Source organism: Alsobacter sp. SYSU BS001988 (genome assembly GCF_054796215.1).
On sequence record NZ_JBTAMK010000002.1, the window covers coordinates 25,947 to 39,830 of the forward strand.

General features: G+C 71.6%; 14 protein-coding genes. 3 read left to right on the forward strand and 11 right to left on the reverse strand.

Annotated features, from left to right (window positions below):
- Nucleotides 1-22: 22 nt before the first annotated feature.
- The 6 genes from flhB to flgB all read right to left on the reverse strand — a co-directional run bounded on the left by flhB (nucleotide 23) and on the right by flgB (nucleotide 3,366).
- A complete protein-coding gene (gene flhB, locus ACYVO7_RS04090) occupies nucleotides 23-1,090 on the reverse strand; it encodes a flagellar biosynthesis protein FlhB (protein ID WP_460448577.1) in 1,068 nt (355 codons plus the stop codon).
- A gap of 6 nt (nucleotides 1,091-1,096) precedes the next feature.
- Nucleotides 1,097-1,858, reverse strand: coding sequence for a flagellar biosynthetic protein FliR (fliR, locus tag ACYVO7_RS04095; protein ID WP_460448578.1), 762 nt, complete (start codon nucleotides 1,856-1,858; stop codon nucleotides 1,097-1,099).
- A 67-nt stretch (nucleotides 1,859-1,925) separates the two neighbouring features.
- Nucleotides 1,926-2,192, reverse strand: a complete 267-nt coding sequence (fliQ, locus tag ACYVO7_RS04100) for a flagellar biosynthesis protein FliQ (protein WP_460448579.1) — start codon at nucleotides 2,190-2,192, stop codon at nucleotides 1,926-1,928.
- 43 nt (nucleotides 2,193-2,235) lie between these two features.
- Nucleotides 2,236-2,544: a flagellar hook-basal body complex protein FliE gene (fliE, locus tag ACYVO7_RS04105; RefSeq protein WP_460448580.1), complete on the reverse strand. Its 309-nt coding sequence runs from the start codon at nucleotides 2,542-2,544 to the stop codon at nucleotides 2,236-2,238.
- Nucleotides 2,545-2,559: 15 nt separating this feature from the next.
- Nucleotides 2,560-2,970 carry a flagellar basal body rod protein FlgC gene (gene flgC / locus ACYVO7_RS04110; protein WP_460448581.1) on the reverse strand — a complete coding sequence of 137 codons (411 nt, stop codon included), beginning with the start codon at nucleotides 2,968-2,970 and terminating at the stop codon, nucleotides 2,560-2,562.
- Between the two features lie 6 nt (nucleotides 2,971-2,976).
- On the reverse strand, nucleotides 2,977-3,366 hold the full coding sequence (flgB, locus tag ACYVO7_RS04115) for a flagellar basal body rod protein FlgB (RefSeq protein WP_460448582.1): 390 nt from the start codon (nucleotides 3,364-3,366) through the stop codon (nucleotides 2,977-2,979).
- Nucleotides 3,367-3,556: 190 nt separating this feature from the next.
- Here flgB and ACYVO7_RS04120 point away from each other — a divergent pair, with 190 nt between their 5' ends.
- Both ACYVO7_RS04120 and fliP read left to right on the forward strand, forming a co-directional pair.
- The gene (locus tag ACYVO7_RS04120; RefSeq protein ID WP_460448583.1) at nucleotides 3,557-5,176 is read left to right on the forward strand and encodes a hypothetical protein; all 1,620 of its coding nucleotides are present in this window, start codon (nucleotides 3,557-3,559) and stop codon (nucleotides 5,174-5,176) included.
- 97 nt (nucleotides 5,177-5,273) lie between these two features.
- Nucleotides 5,274-6,047: a flagellar type III secretion system pore protein FliP gene (gene fliP, locus ACYVO7_RS04125; protein ID WP_460448584.1), complete on the forward strand. Its 774-nt coding sequence runs from the start codon at nucleotides 5,274-5,276 to the stop codon at nucleotides 6,045-6,047.
- A gap of 15 nt (nucleotides 6,048-6,062) precedes the next feature.
- Here the strand turns inward: fliP and ACYVO7_RS04130 are convergent, their stop codons facing one another.
- The 5 genes from ACYVO7_RS04130 to fliL form a co-directional block, all read right to left on the reverse strand.
- Complete coding sequence (locus ACYVO7_RS04130; protein WP_460448585.1) at nucleotides 6,063-9,638, reverse strand: hypothetical protein; 3,576 nt, start codon at nucleotides 9,636-9,638, stop codon at nucleotides 6,063-6,065.
- Nucleotides 9,639-9,763: 125 nt separating this feature from the next.
- Entirely contained in the window at nucleotides 9,764-10,612 is an 849-nt protein-coding gene (locus tag ACYVO7_RS04135) for a MotE family protein (protein WP_460448586.1), read from the reverse strand.
- Nucleotides 10,612-11,130 carry a DUF6468 domain-containing protein gene (locus ACYVO7_RS04140; RefSeq protein WP_460448587.1) on the reverse strand — a complete coding sequence of 173 codons (519 nt, stop codon included), beginning with the start codon at nucleotides 11,128-11,130 and terminating at the stop codon, nucleotides 10,612-10,614. Before ACYVO7_RS04140 ends, ACYVO7_RS04135 begins: the two co-directional genes overlap by 1 nt.
- On the reverse strand, nucleotides 11,127-12,239 hold the full coding sequence (fliM, locus tag ACYVO7_RS04145) for a flagellar motor switch protein FliM (RefSeq protein ID WP_406854084.1): 1,113 nt from the start codon (nucleotides 12,237-12,239) through the stop codon (nucleotides 11,127-11,129). The genes ACYVO7_RS04140 and fliM overlap by 4 nt, the downstream gene beginning before the upstream one ends.
- A gap of 12 nt (nucleotides 12,240-12,251) precedes the next feature.
- The gene (gene fliL, locus ACYVO7_RS04150) at nucleotides 12,252-12,818 is read right to left on the reverse strand and encodes a flagellar basal body-associated protein FliL (RefSeq protein WP_460448588.1); all 567 of its coding nucleotides are present in this window, start codon (nucleotides 12,816-12,818) and stop codon (nucleotides 12,252-12,254) included.
- Nucleotides 12,819-13,134: 316 nt separating this feature from the next.
- Here fliL and flgF point away from each other — a divergent pair, with 316 nt between their 5' ends.
- Nucleotides 13,135-13,878, forward strand: coding sequence for a flagellar basal-body rod protein FlgF (gene flgF, locus ACYVO7_RS04155; RefSeq protein ID WP_460448589.1), 744 nt, complete (start codon nucleotides 13,135-13,137; stop codon nucleotides 13,876-13,878).
- The last annotated feature ends 6 nt before the right edge of the window (nucleotides 13,879-13,884 follow it).

The following is a 13,884-nucleotide window of genomic DNA, read 5'->3' on the forward strand; positions in this document are numbered from 1 at the left end:
ATGTTCCATCCATCCGTCGCCGTCATGACGGCCTCCGGCGCAACCGCATCACGTAGCCGATGACCTCGGCGACGGCCTTGTAGTGTTCGACCGGAATGTCCTGATCGAGTTCAACCGCCTTGTAAAGCGCGCGGGCGAGCGGCGGATTCTCCACCACCAGAACGCCGTTCTCCTCGGCCAGCGCGCGGATGCGCAGCGCGACGGCGTCGAGGCCCTTGGCGACGCAGAGCGGGGCCGGCATGCCGGGCTCGTATTGGAGCGCGACCGCGAAGTGGGTCGGGTTCATCACCACCACCGTGGCGCTCGGCACCTTGGACATCATCCGGTTGCGGGCGGCCTTGGCGCGCAGCTGGCGCAGCTTGGCCTTCACCTCCGGATTGCCCTCCTGCTCCTTGAACTCTTCCTTGAGCTCCTGCTTGGTCATCTTCTGGCGCGAGTACCAGGAGAAGCGCTGATAGACATAGTCGCCCGCCGCAATGACCGCATAGATGATCAGCACCGCGGTCATCAGCTTGAGGGCTTCCGCCTTGGTGACGGGAAGCAGCAAGGCGGGGTCGAGCGTGGCGAAGCTCTCCAGCCTGGCCATCTCCGGCCACACCGCCATGAAGATCGCCGCGCCGACGACGCCGAGCTTCAGCAGGCCCTTGATGAACTGGGCCAGCGCCTCCTTGCCGAAGACGCGCTTGAAGCCGGCCATCGGCGAGATGCGCGAGAACTGGGGCGCCAGCGGCTGGGTGGTGATCATCGGCCGATGCTGGATCAGCGCGCCGGCCAGCCCGCACAGCATGACGACGCCGAGCGGCAGGGCGAGGGCCATGAGGCCCGCCTTCAGCCCGTGCTCGCCATAGAGGCGCAGCGAGCCGGGATCGGCCGGGACCTTGCCCGCATGGGCGAGAAGGCCCTGCAGCATGGTCTTCAGCGTTCCGGCGGCGCCGTCGGCCACGGCGGCCAGCGCCAGCGTGCCGCCGGCGAGCACGAACCAGGTGTTGATCTCCTGGCTCTTGGCCAGGTCGCCGCGCTCGATCGCCTGTTCGAGGCGTCGTAGGGAAGGGTCTTCTGTGCGGTCTTCCTGGTCGTCCGTGTCCGCCATCGGGCCCTACCGCGACGCCAGGGGGACGAGGAAGTCGGAGACCTCCTTCAGGAACTGGCCCATCATCATGCCGATCACGGCGGCCAGGATGACGAAGCCGATCATGATGGTGGCCGGCATGCCGAGGAAGAACACCTGCAGCGCCGGCATCAGGCGCGACAGCACGCCCAGGCCCAGATTGATGATCACGCCGAAGACGATGAAGGGCGCGGCGATCTGCACCGCGACGCCGAACCCCTTGCCCATGGTGGAGAGCGCCAGCATGGCGGCGTCGCCCGCGGGCGGCGCGCCGGCCGGCGGCAGCGCCACATAGCTTCCGCCGATCGCGCCGATCACCAGATGGTGGCCGTCGGTGGCGAAGAGCAGCGTCACGCCCAGCATGGTCAGGAGGTTGCCGATGGCGGCGGACTGGCCGCCCTGGGTGGGGTCGACCGTCTCGGCGAAGGACAGGCCCAGCGCCTGCGAGACGAAGTTGCCCGCCGTCTGCAGGCTGGCCACGACGAGCCGGCCGGTGAGGCCGATCATCAGGCCGATCGCGATCTCCAGGAACAGGGTGGTGAACACCGCCGTCCCGGTCGTCGCGCCGGCCGGCAGCAGCGGCTGCACCAGCGGCATCATGCCCAGCGTGAGGAAGATGGCCAGCGCCAGCCGGACCCTGGCCGGCACGAAGCGCTCGCCCAGCGCCGGCAGGAGCATGACCAGCGTGCCGACGCGCGCGAACACGACCATGAAGAGCGCCGCGACCGCTGGCCCGAAGGTGAACGACATCCCTGCCCTGCCCCGAACGCCGGCTGAAGCTCCCGGCGCGACGGCGAATCCCGCCTGCGCCCGCATCCTACCCGCCCGAGGCGATTCGCGCGGCGACTCTCGTCATGTAGCCCGCCATCGCGTCGCCCATGAAGGGCAGCAGCAGCAGCATGGCGAGCCCGACCAGGATGATCTTGGGCACCGCCACCAGGGTCTGTTCCTGGATCTGGGTGAGCGCCTGGAACAGCGAGATGACGACGCCGATGACGAGCGCCACCAGCATCAGCGGGCTCGCCACCTTGAGGAAGGTGAAGATGCCGTCGCGGGCGACGTCGAGGACTTCCGGACCCGTCATCGCGGCGAGCGCTCCCGGCGCGGTCGGTGGGGGGCCGGGCGCATCAGATCGGCATCCGCATGATTTCCTCATAGGCGGCGATGACCTTGTCGCGCACCGCCACCAGCGTCTCCAGCGCCGTCTCGGACTCGGCGACCGCGGTGACCACGTCCACCATGTCGGCCTTGCCGGCGGCGGCCCTGCCGGCCTGCTGGTCGGCCCGCTGGCCGGTCTCGGCCACCGACTGGAGCACGTTGCCGAGCGCCTCGGCGAAATTGGGCGCGCCGGCCCCGGCGACGGCCTTGCCGGCCGTCGGGGCGGCGAGGCGCTGGGTCGCCGCATAGGCGCCGGCTGCGAGCGTGGGACTGGCCATCAGGGCTCTCCGGAATCAGGCGCGCAGGATGTCGAGGGTCTTCGCCAGCATGCGGCGCGTGCTGCTGATGACGTTGAGGTTGGCCTCGTAGCTGCGCTGGGCCTCGCGCATGTCCATCTGCTCCACGAGCGGATTGACGTTGGGATATTTCACGTCGCCATTGCCGTCCGCCGCCGGATGGCCGGGTTCGTGGCGGACCTCGAAGGCCTTCCTGTCGCGGTTGACGCGGCCGAGAGACACCGTCTGGGCCTCCAGTTCGCGCTCGAACTTGTGGTCGAAGGTCGGCACCTTGCGCCGGTAGGGGTCGCCGCCGGGCTTCAGGGCGGTCGAATCGGCGTTGGCGATGTTCTCGGAGATGACCCGGATGCGGCCGGCCTGGGCCTTGAGGCCCGACGCCGCGATCGCCAGGGAGCGCAGGAAGTCCATGATGCGTCAGCCCCGCTTGCCGATGGCGATCTTCAGGAGCGAGAGGCTCTTGGAATAGAGGCTCGCGACGGTCTGGTAGTCCATCTGGGTGTCGGCCAGCTTGGTCATCTCGTCCTCCAGGGTGACCGAGTTGCCCGACGGACGGGTCTCGAACTTCACGCCGCCGCGCTGGCCGGGCGAGCCGGGGCCGCCCGACGCCGTGATGTGGCCGGGCGCCGTCGCCTCGATCCGCACCCCGCCGGGGACGCCGGGCGTCGGCATCGCCTGGAGGTCCTTGGGACGAAATCCGGGCGTGTCCGCATTGGCGACGTTTTCCGCGAGCAGCTTCTGGCGCGTCTGCAGCCACTGCATGCGGGTCTTGAGCTGGTCGACGAGGGGCAGTCCCATTCCGCTCATGGCGGCCTCCGCGGGCGGTGGGCAAAAAATGCCGCCCGCATGGTTAATGTCGAGTAAACGAACTTGCGTGGGGGCGGCGGTTGGGGGACTTGACGCAACCATCCGAAGGACGGCGTGCTATGAAGAGCCCGTGGACGGTGTCCCTGCGGGCCCTCTTGGGAGTGTGTGAGCGTTGCAATCGATATTCGGAATGACCTTGCCGACGCCGGCCGTCTGGGCCGTGGCGTTCGTCGTCATTTTCATCCTGCTCGCGCTGTTCGCGCTGCTGCTGCGCCGCATTGCGGGCGCGAGGCTGAACATGCCGGGGGCGGCCAATCGCAACCGCCAGCCCCGGCTGGGCGTCGTCGACGCTTATGACCTCGACCGGCAGCGTCAGCTGGTGATCGTCAGGCGCGACAATGTCGAGCACCTGCTGATGATCGGCGGCCCCAACGATCTCGTCGTCGAGCACACCATCGTGCGCGCCGGCCCGGCGGTCCAGCGCGAGCACCCCTATGACCAGGCGAGGACCGACGCGCCGCGGCCCGAGCTGCAGCGGCCCGAGCCGCAGCGCGCCGAACCGCCCCGGCAGGAGGCCCCCCGCCCGGACGGCCCGAGGCAGGACCTCCCCAGGCCGGACCTTCCCCGGCCGGAGGCGCCGCGCCAGGAGCCGGGGCGCCCCGATCCCGTGCGCCAGGACCCTCCCATGGGCCGGCCCGAGCCGAACCGCCCGGAGCCGACCCGCTACGAGCCTCCGGCCCCGCCGATGCGCCAGCCGACCGCGGCGTCGGCCGCGCCGGTCCCGCCCGTGGCCGTGCTGCCGCAGCGCCAAGGCGCCGACCTGGGCCGCGCCGACCTGGGCCGCGCCGACCCGGGCCGCAACGCCCCGCCCCCGCCGCCGACGCGGCGCCCGGAGGTGATCCGTCCGGAGCCCGAGCTGCGTCTGGAGCCGGCGCCCCGGCCCGACGCCGCGGCCCGGCCCGAGCCGGTTCACCGGCCCGAGCCCGCGTCTCCCATGCTGCGCGCCGAGTCGCGTCCCGATCCGTCGCGCTTCCAGCCGCCCCCGCCCCCGCATCGCCCCGCGCCGCCGCCGCAGCAGGTCCGCGCCGAGCCGCCGCCGCCGCCCCCTCCTCCGCCGCGGAACCCCGAGCCCCAGCGCGCGCCCGAGCCGACGCCGGCGCCCGAGGGCAGGCCCTTCCCCGAAGGCCGGCCTGTCCAGGACGGCAGGCCGCTGCCGGAGGGCCGCCCCTTCCCGGAGGGCCGCCCCGTACCCGAGCTTCGCCCTGCGGCCGACGCGCGTCCCGCCCCGGAGGGCAGGCCCGAACCGCAGCGTCCCGCGGCCGGCCCGGCCCCGGCCGCGCCCGTGCGGCCCGAACCGCGCCCGGAGAGCAACGCCTCCTCCGCCGCCGCCGCCCAGGCGGAGCTGTCCGACATGGCCAAGAAGCTGGAGGCGGCGCTGAAGCGCCCCTTCGCGGCCGCGCCGCCGCCCGACGGCCCCTCGCCGGCCAGGCCCGCGCCCGTCGCGTCCGGGCCGTCCGTGGCCGCGCCGCCGCCGCCGCCGCCGCGTCCGCCCGAGCCGCCGCGCCAGCCCGAGCCGCAGCGCGGGCCGGAACCGCCTCGCCCGCCCGAGCCGCAGGGCCGGGAACCCGACGCTCCGGCGCAGCAGCCCGCGCCGCCGGCTCCCCCGAAGGCGGCCGAGCCGCCGCCCGCGTCTCCCGAACCGCCCGCGCCCCCGGCCCGGCCGGCGAGGCCGACCGACCTCGTCGATTTCGATTCGCTCGAGGCGGAGATGTCCCGGCTCCTCGGCCGCGACGTCAGCACCAAGACCTGAGGCGGCGTCCCGTCCGGCGCGGCGTCGCGCCGGTTCTCCACAGCGTCGCCGCCCCGCGCAGGTGACCGCGGCCGTCCGACTCTCCTAGGGTTGGCGGATGGATCGAGGGATTCGCTCACGGGCGCTGCGCGTCTCGCTCGCCGCGGCGTGCGTGGGCTTCGGCGCGCTTGCGGCCGGCCTCCTCGCATCCGGGGCGGCGAGCGGCCAGACCTTGTCGCTCGACCTGGGCGGCGGCCAGAGCGTCAACGAGCGCGCGCTGCAGCTGGTCTTCCTCGTCACCATGCTGTCGCTGGCGCCGGCCGCGATCGTGATGGTGACGTCCTTCACCCGCATCGTGGTGGTGCTGTCGCTGCTGCGCTCGGCCATCGGCGCGCCCACGGCCCCGCCCAATGCGGTGATCGTCAGCCTGGCGCTGTTCCTGACCGCCTTCGTCATGGCCCCGACGCTGCGCACCGTCTACGACACCGCGGTCACGCCGCTTCTGGCCAACCAGATCCAGGCCCAGCAGGCCTTCGAGCGCGGCTCCCAGCCGATCCGCACCTTCATGCTGCAGCATGTCCGGGACAAGGACCTCGAGCTGTTCATGAACATGTCGCGCGAACCCCGCCCGGCGACGCCCGAAGCCACGCCGCTGACCACCCTCATCCCCGCCTTCATGATCTCCGAGCTCCGCCGCGCCTTCGAGATCGGGTTCCTGCTCTACATCCCCTTCCTGATCATCGACCTCGTGGTCGCCTCCATCCTGATGTCGATGGGCATGATGATGCTGCCTCCCGTGACGGTGGCGCTGCCCTTCAAGCTGATCTTTTTCGTGCTGGTGGACGGCTGGAGCCTGGTCGCCGGCAGCCTGGTGCAAAGCTACGGCGGCTAGGGCGCGGGCGGCCAGTCAGGCCTTGCCGCCGGCGTTCGCGGCGTCGTCCTTCTTGGGATCGGCGTCGGCCTTCTTGGGTTCGGCCGTATTGGGCGCGGCGTTTTCGGCCTGCGGCGGCGCGCCCGCCGCCGGGCCGCCGGGCGCCGGCTCCGGCTTGCGCTTGGCGCGCGGCGGCAGGGCCGGAGTGTCCGGGTAGCGCTTGCGGTACTCGGTCAGGAACTCGCCGAGGGTGTCGGCCGTGGCGATGCTGCGGGCGAGGTCGCGATATTCGGCCGGCCGCGCCGTCTGCGGCGAGGTCACCACCATGAAGGCCTTGGCGTCGACGCTGTCGGCCATCTTGGTGGAGTATTTGGCCCTCAGCCTTTCGAGCGAGAGGTTCTCGTCCCCAAGCCCATACGCGATCGCGGCCCGCATCACGTCGGCGCGGCCACGGTCGTCCAGCGGCCCCGGCTCCTGCCAGGCGTCGCCCACGATCCGCTCGAAGATCTCCCCCGCCTCGCGCCAGCGGCGGCCCTGCCAGAGGATGTCGGCGCGCAGGCGGTTGACGTCCGGCCCGGCCTCCGACTCCAGCATCTCCATGGCCAGGTCCGTGCGCGACAGGTCGGAGAGCGCGCGCGCCTCCAGCAGCATGCGGCTCCGCTTGAGATCCTGCGGCAGCTCCGCCAGGCGGCTCTCGCTGAGCGCCTTGACGGCCTTGGCGGGCTGCCGGTTCATCAGATAGAGCACCGCAAGCCTGGCCGAGACGCTGGCCTTCGCGGCGCCGTTCAGGCGGCTGTCGACCTGGTATTGCAACAGGTCGGTCGCCTCGTTGAGGAGGTCCAGCGCGACGAGGCGCTCGGCCAGACGCCGGATGATCTCGTCGCCGCGGCGCCCGGGAGGCGTGAACTCCCGGAAGTCGAAATAGAGCGCCAGGGCGTCCAGCCGCGGGATGGTCTCGGCCTTGCCGTCCAGGAACAGCGACTCGAACCGGCTCGCGGCCTCGTCATAGAGGCTGCGCGTCACCTCGGCCTCCGGATAGAGCGCGCTGGCCTGGCGGGCCACCGTGAAAGCCTCGCGCCAGCGCTCGTCCTCGGCGTAGAGGCGCCCCAGCAGGCCGAGCGTGCGGGTCTCGACGTCGTCGCCGCGCCAGGCCATCGCCAGCACCTCCAGCGCCGCGATGGCGGCCCCGCGCTCGATGCTGCGGTCCTTCAGGGAGAGCGCGATGGCGTAGTAGCGCGCCGCGGCCTCGATCGGCCGGACCGCCTCCTTCGACAGCTTGTCGTAGATCCGCAGCGCCTCCTCCACGCGGCCGACGCCTTCCGCGGTGCGGCCGGCCACCAGGGCGGCGTAGTCCTTGTCGGGCTGCGCGGCGCTGCGCCCGTCGACCATGTCGAGGAGGCGCTGCGCCAGGCCGAAATCCCGGGCCTCGACGGCCGCTTCCGCGAAGGCGGGCGCGAGCCTCGCCTGAAGGTCGTCCGGATAGGAGGCCAGAGCCTGGGCGGCGCGGCGGTAGCCGGCCAGAGCCTGCGGCCAGCGCCGCAGCTTCGCGTCGGCGTAGGCCTTCCACAGCAGCGCCTCCGGCTCCGAGGAGAGCGCCTCGGCGCCGAGCGTCTTGGCGGCGTCCGGGATCCGGTTGGCGACGATGTTGGCGATCCCGTTGAGGATCAGCAGCCCGCGGTCGTTGGCGACGTCGGGATTGTCGGCCATCGTCACCGCGATGGTGCCCAGCGCCTCCTGGCCGAGGCCAGCCGCCAGCTCCAGCTTGGCCAGCGCCATGCGGGCTTCGGGGCGCGCGTTGCGCGGCGCCTCGGCGGCGGCGCGCTCCAGCGCGCGGCGCTGCTCGCGGACCGCTCCCGACAGGTTGCGGGTCCAGACGTCCTTGTCGATCACCAGCTGCGGACCTTCGCCGCCCGCCCTGGCGGCGAGCGTCATCTCCGGCAGGGCGGAGATCGACAGCCCGCCGTCGCGGGCGACCGTGACGTCGTCGACGCCCGCCTTGACGGCGAGATCGTCCGACAGCGGCGCGATCACCACGCCCATGGCGGTGGGAAGCGCGCGGAAATCGACGAAGGACTGGCCCTTCACGACGCCGCGGACCGACTTGCGGCCGGTCACGATGGCGAGGCGATCGCCGGCGTCCGGGTCGTCCACCCAGTGCACGCCGCCCACGTCCGGGAAGGGCGCCCGCACGATGCTGCGTCCGTCGCGGTCCGACCCGCGCGCGAAGGCCACGATGCCGCTCTGGGCGACGACCTCGTCGCCGAGCGTCACGACCCAGCGCCCGTCGGACGCCGCCGCGCGGACCAGCGCGGCCCGGGTCAGCGCCAGGCGCAGGATCGAGAGCCGCCCGACGCGCCTGACGTCGACGGCCGACACCAGCCCGGGCGCCACCATGCCGACCTGCGAGGGCTCGAACGGCGCCGTCGTCTCGGCCGCGATCCAGACCGAGCCAGCCCGCTCGAACACCGCCATGGGCGTCGCGGCCGACAGCGGGATGGTCAGCCTGACCGAGCCCCTCTCGGCCGCGACGCCGACCTTGATCTCCGCGGGCTCGATCTGCGCGCCGGCGTTCGGCTCCGGCGTCGGCGACCTGTAGCCGGGCGTCGGGACGGCGACCGGGGTCCCGGGGGTCGGCGCCGGCGGCGCCGGCTTCGCGGCGCTGCGGGGCGCGCCGGCCGGATCCGGGCTGGGGCTCAGCTCGGGGCTGGCGCCGGCGGCTTTCGGCGCGTCCTTGCCGCCGTCCCGCGCCACGCCCGGCTCCTTGCCGCCCTTGCCGCCCTTGGGCGGGGCGAGGTCGAGGACGTAGTTGTCGTCCTCGCGGAAGCCGCGCACGTCGACCCCCGGCTGGACCGTGAGGGCGAGGCGCAGGAGGCCGGGACCGGCCTCGGTCTCCACGGCGCTGATCAGCGCCGGCAGCGCGGTGCGCAGCCGGTTGGCGTCGATCCGCAGCGCCGCCTGGAAGGTCAGCTCGATGCGGTTGTCCTGCTTCGTCATGTCGATCGGCGCGAAGACCGGCACCTCGAAGAACAGGCGCGAGAAGGTCGGCGTGGTGCCCACCCTGAAGGCCACGTCGCGGACCTCTTCGCTCGCCTTCTTGCGGATGAGCCGCCGGGCCGTCTCCTCGGCGTCCCTGGCGCGGCGCGACAGGTCCTCGATGACGTCCTGCGGCAGGCTCGGCGGCTGGCCCCGCCAGGTCTCGGGCAGCAGATCGATGAAGAGCTTGTCGCCCGCCTCCATCATGTTGGGCCGCACCGGCTTCTGCAGCGCCATGCGCAGCGTCCGCCCGTCCGGGTCCAGCCGCACGGTCGAGATGTAGCTCGGCAGCTCCAGCGCGAGCTTGTCGACGGAGAAGTCGACCGGGCGGTCGAAGCTGACGAGCAGGATGCCGACGCCCACCCGGACGGTGGCCTTGGGCAGCTCCTCGAAATTGAACACGGCCCGGCCATAGCCGTTCATCTCGGAGCCGTGCAGCGTCGATTTGGCCGCCATGGCGGGGATCGGCAGGAGCAGGATCGCGCCGAGCGCGCATGTGGCCAGCAGGCGCGACCGGTCCTTCGCGCTGGCGGATCGCCGCGCGGCCGATGCGAGCACGCTGAACCGACGCAAAACCATCCTGTCCCGTATCGCCGCGACCGCCGCCCGAGGTTGGGCACGGTTATCGGACCCTAAGGAGAAAGGGTGAACGGGGCCTTACCGAGGGCGGCCTTGGGGCGCGCCGGGGCCTTTGCCGGCCCGGATCAGGGCTTGCGCGGCTCGATCGCCTGCAGCTCGCCGGCCGGAAGCGCCTCGCGAAGGCCGGCCTGGGGCGGCCCGAATCTCAGGCTCGGCTTGGCGAGCTCCACGGTGAGCCGCTCGGCCGCCTCGGGCGACATGGCGGCCAGCACCTCCGACATCTTGCGCGGGTTCATGGCGTTGACGACCGGCACCAGCACCTTCAGGTCCAGCCTGTCGAACACCTTGGCGGCGTCCTTGGGCTTCATCGCCTCATACATGGTGACGATGTTCTTGAGGCCGCCCTGCTCGGCGGGGCCGGGTGCCCCGGCGGCCAGAGCGCCGGCGGGAGCCGCGCCGGACCCGGCGTCCGGCTGTCCGGCCGGCCGATGCTCCAGGCTCTTCAGCTCGTTGATCTTGGCCTCGAGCTTCTTGTCGGCGGCCTTCAGCAGCTGCTCGCGGGTGTCCAGCTCGCGCTGGCGGTCGTCGAGCTGCTCGCGCCGGTCGCCGAGCCGCTGGAGCAGCGACTTCTCGGCGGCCGAGAGCGGCGACTGCCCTTCGAGCGGCACCGCCTTGGCGCCGGGGGCCGTGGACGGATCGATCTTGGGATCCGCCTTGGCGTCCGCCTTCTCTTCCTTCTTCTTGGCGGGAGCGGTCGAGCCCGTGGTCTCCGGGTCGAACTTCGACGCCGCGCGCCTCTCCGCCATTTCGGCGAGGGTCGAGCGGCTGCCCGGATTCTGCATCACGTCGATGCTCTTGAGCACCAGCAGGGCTCCCGCCGCGCAAGCCACCGCCGGGAAGAGCCGCAGTCCCCAGGACCGCTTGGGCGCGCCGGGCGGAGACGATCCCCTCACGAAGCGGTTCGGGTTGCGCATCAGGCGGCCTGGCCGTTGACGCGCCGGTGGGCGCGCTGGGCGAACGCCTCGGCGGCGGCCAGCGTCGCGGCGAGCCGCGGGTTCGCGCCGTTCGCCGGGATCTCGGGCGCCTCGCGCGGGCCGGCGGCCGGCGGCGGCGGAGCGACGGAGGGCGCGGTCAGGGGCGCGGCCACGGGGCCGGCCGGGTCGAGCCCGCCGCGCGCGGTCTCGACGATGCGGGAGATGCGCGAGATCACGTCGTCGCCGGACTGGATGCGCCCGGCGAGCTCGGCGGAGTGCTGCTCGGCGACCCGTAGCTGCGCCCCGATCGTCTTGTCGCAATCCTCGACCACGGCGCGCAGCCCCGCCACGGCCCGGTCGGCGTTCTCGGTCGCCGTCATCAGGTCGATGATGGTGCGGCGCATGGTGGCTTCGTCCGCCTTGAGGCGGCGCAGCCTCCGGTCCAGCACGATGCAGTAGCCGATCGTGGTCGCCAGCAGCACGCACACCAGGAGCTCGATGAGGAGGCCGATCATCATTTGTCCTTCGGTGCGGCGGCGCTCGCCTCATAGGCGGCGAAGGTCGTCTTCGACTTCTTGAGCTGTCGCAGCACCCGGATGGCGATCTTTTCGCCGACCCGGCCCATCCGGCCTTCCGTGATGAACACGTCGCCGCATTTCAGCCGAACCGGCGCGTCGGGGCCGAGGTCGAACATCAGCGTGTCTCCGACCTTCAGCTCCATCATCCGCCGCAGCGGCAGCTGGGTCTCGTACAGGATCGCGTCGATGTCGCTCTTGGCCTGCCAGATCTCGGTCGCGAGGTGGTCCTCCCAGATCGGATCGCGCCCGAACTTCTCGCCCATGAAGCTCTGCAGCAGGAGCTCGCGGATGGGCTCGATGGTGGCGTAGGGCAGCAGGATCTCGACCGCGCCGCCGCGGCCTTCCATGTCGATCCGCAGCTCGATCAGGATGGCCGCGTTGGCCGGGCGCGAGATGGAGGCGAAGCGCGGGTTGGTCTCGATGCGGTCGACGTTGAAATGCACCGGCGACAGGGGCCGGAAGGCGTGCTCGGTGTCGCTCAGCACGATGTCCAGCATGCGCCGGACCAGGCTGGTCTCGATGGTCGAATAGGGCCGGCCGTCGAGCCGCGCCGTCGTGGTGGCGCGCCGGCCGCCGAGCAGCACGTCGATGACCGAGTAGGCCAGCGTCGAATCGACCGTGATCAGGCCGAAATTGTCCCACTCCTCGGCCTTGAACACGGCCAGGATCGTGGGCAGCGGGATCGAATTGATGTAGTCGCCGAAGCGCACCGAGGTGATGTCCGACAGGGACACCTCGACATTGTCGGAGAAGAAGTTGCGCAAGCTCGTCGTCAGCAGCCGGACCAGCCGGTCGAAGACGATCTCGAGCATCGGCAGACGCTCGTAGGAGACCATCGCCGAATCGACGATGGCCCGGATGCCCGAGCGCGCGCCGGCGGTCTCCGCCTCGTTGGTGAAGCCGAGGAGGTTGTCGATCTCGTCCTGGTTGAGGAGCCGGTCGACGCCGGTGTCGGGGACGTTGGCGGTGGCGGCCGCCTCGATCATGGCGGTCCATTCGGCCGCGATCGCGTCCGCGTCGCCCCCGTTCATCAGATTGTCGTCAGCCATGGGCGCGCCGGCTCACTGGATGAGGATTTCTTTGAACAGGACCGCCTCGACCTTGGAAGGATAGATCGCGACGTTGATGCGCCGCAGGAGCTCCTCCTTGAGGCGGTAGACCCCGGCCGAGCCTTCCAGGTCGCTGGGGCGAAGCTCGCGCGTATAGACCTGGAACGTGTCCTCGATGCGCGGCAGCAGGGGCTGCACCTCGGTGACGATCTTGGGGTCGGAGACCTCCAGGGCGATCTTCATCTTCAGGAAGCGCGGACGCTCGCCGGTCTGCTGGGTGTTCTGGCCGCCCAGATTGATCAGCATCTCCTTCATGTCGATGAAGGCGGTCTTCTTGGCGGCCTGCGCCGGCGCGCCGTGGCCGTCCCCGCCGCCGGCCTGCGCCGCGGCTTCGGCCTGCTTCTTCTTGGCGAACCACCAATAGCCTCCGCCGCCGCCCCCGCCCAGGAGCAGCACGGCCGCCGCCACGATGATGATGAGCTTCTTCTTGCCGCCGGCGGGCGCGGCCTCGCCCGCTTCGGCCGGAGGGGAAGCCTCCGCCGTCGCGTCCGCGGCGCCTTTCTTCGGCTTCTTGGCCATCTCGATGCTCTCTGGCGGTCGAACCCGCAAACTCGTTAACAGACCATCGCCCCGCAGAGTTAATGAAGGCTTAAATGCGGCGGGCGCCCGGCAGCTTTTGCCGGGACGAAACGACTCGGCGGCGTTTTCGGCCCGCGCCCCGCTCCCTCCGCGCCCCGACTCAACCCGTTGAACGGATTGAGCATTCGATCACCGGCCGCGAGTGGCACGCCCGTTGCGGATGGAAGGGCGTGGCCGTCGTCGCTGGGGAGCGTCGCGGCGGCCGCGGGAACGAGGCAGCGGCGGGCCAGGCCTGCCGCCAGCGGGAGATCATCCGGTGGAGAACGCGCTTCTCATCGGCTTGTCGCGCCAGGTCGCGCTGTCGCGTGAGCTGGACGTCATCGCCAACAACGTGGCGAATATCGGCACGACGGGCTTCAAGTCCCGCTCGCTTCGGTTCGAGGAGTACCTCATGCCGAAGGCCAGCGGCGACGCCTTCCCGCGTCCCGACAAGCCCATGTCCTATGTGCAGGACAAGAACACCGTGCTGGACATGTCCGGCGGCGCCATCGAGCGCACCGGCAACCCGCTGGACGTGGCCATCAACGGCGACGCCCTGTTCACGGTCTCGACCCCCAAGGGCGAGCGCTACACCCGCAACGGCGCCCTGCAAATCAACGCCCGGGGCGTGCTGGTCACCAGCGACGGCTTCCCGGTCGTGGGCGACGGCGGCCCGGTGACGTTCTCCGGGACCGAGAAGTTCATCGCCATCGGGCCGGACGGCACGATCTCCACCGAGGACGGCGCCAAGGGCAAGCTGAAGCTCGTCTCGCCCGGCGACCCGAAGGCGCTGCGCAACGAGGGCGCGAACCTCTACGCCAGCGACGCCCCGCTGCGCCCCGCCCCCAAGGAGACGCGGGTCGAGGCCGGCGCCCTGGAGCGCTCCAACGTCAAGCCGGTGCTGGAGATGAGCCGCCTCATCGAGGTCAACCGCTCCTACGCGACCGTGTCGGCGATGCTCCAGCGCAATGACGACCTGCGCCGCTCCGCCATCGAGAAACTCGCCTCCATTCCCTCCTGAGGAGCC

Bases quoted from the DNA above. Each gene is read 5' to 3' on its own strand.
- flgB (WP_460448582.1), bottom strand. From the start codon at position 3,366: ATGAGCGGAATGGGACTGCCCCTCGTCGACCAGCTCAAGACCCGCATG.
- fliP (WP_460448584.1), top strand. From the start codon at position 5,274: ATGGATCGAGGGATTCGCTCACGGGCGCTGCGCGTCTCGCTCGCCGCG.
- flhB (WP_460448577.1), bottom strand. From the start codon at position 1,090: ATGGCGGACACGGACGACCAGGAAGACCGCACAGAAGACCCTTCCCTA.
- ACYVO7_RS04120 (WP_460448583.1), top strand. From the start codon at position 3,557: ATGACCTTGCCGACGCCGGCCGTCTGGGCCGTGGCGTTCGTCGTCATT.
- fliR (WP_460448578.1), bottom strand. From the start codon at position 1,858: ATGTCGTTCACCTTCGGGCCAGCGGTCGCGGCGCTCTTCATGGTCGTG.
- ACYVO7_RS04130 (WP_460448585.1), bottom strand. From the start codon at position 9,638: ATGGTTTTGCGTCGGTTCAGCGTGCTCGCATCGGCCGCGCGGCGATCC.
- fliE (WP_460448580.1), bottom strand. From the start codon at position 2,544: ATGGCCAGTCCCACGCTCGCAGCCGGCGCCTATGCGGCGACCCAGCGC.
- ACYVO7_RS04140 (WP_460448587.1), bottom strand. From the start codon at position 11,130: ATGATGATCGGCCTCCTCATCGAGCTCCTGGTGTGCGTGCTGCTGGCG.
- fliL (WP_460448588.1), bottom strand. From the start codon at position 12,818: ATGGCCAAGAAGCCGAAGAAAGGCGCCGCGGACGCGACGGCGGAGGCT.
- fliM (WP_406854084.1), bottom strand. From the start codon at position 12,239: ATGGCTGACGACAATCTGATGAACGGGGGCGACGCGGACGCGATCGCG.
- ACYVO7_RS04135 (WP_460448586.1), bottom strand. From the start codon at position 10,612: ATGCGCAACCCGAACCGCTTCGTGAGGGGATCGTCTCCGCCCGGCGCG.
- fliQ (WP_460448579.1), bottom strand. From the start codon at position 2,192: ATGACGGGTCCGGAAGTCCTCGACGTCGCCCGCGACGGCATCTTCACC.
- flgC (WP_460448581.1), bottom strand. From the start codon at position 2,970: ATGGACTTCCTGCGCTCCCTGGCGATCGCGGCGTCGGGCCTCAAGGCC.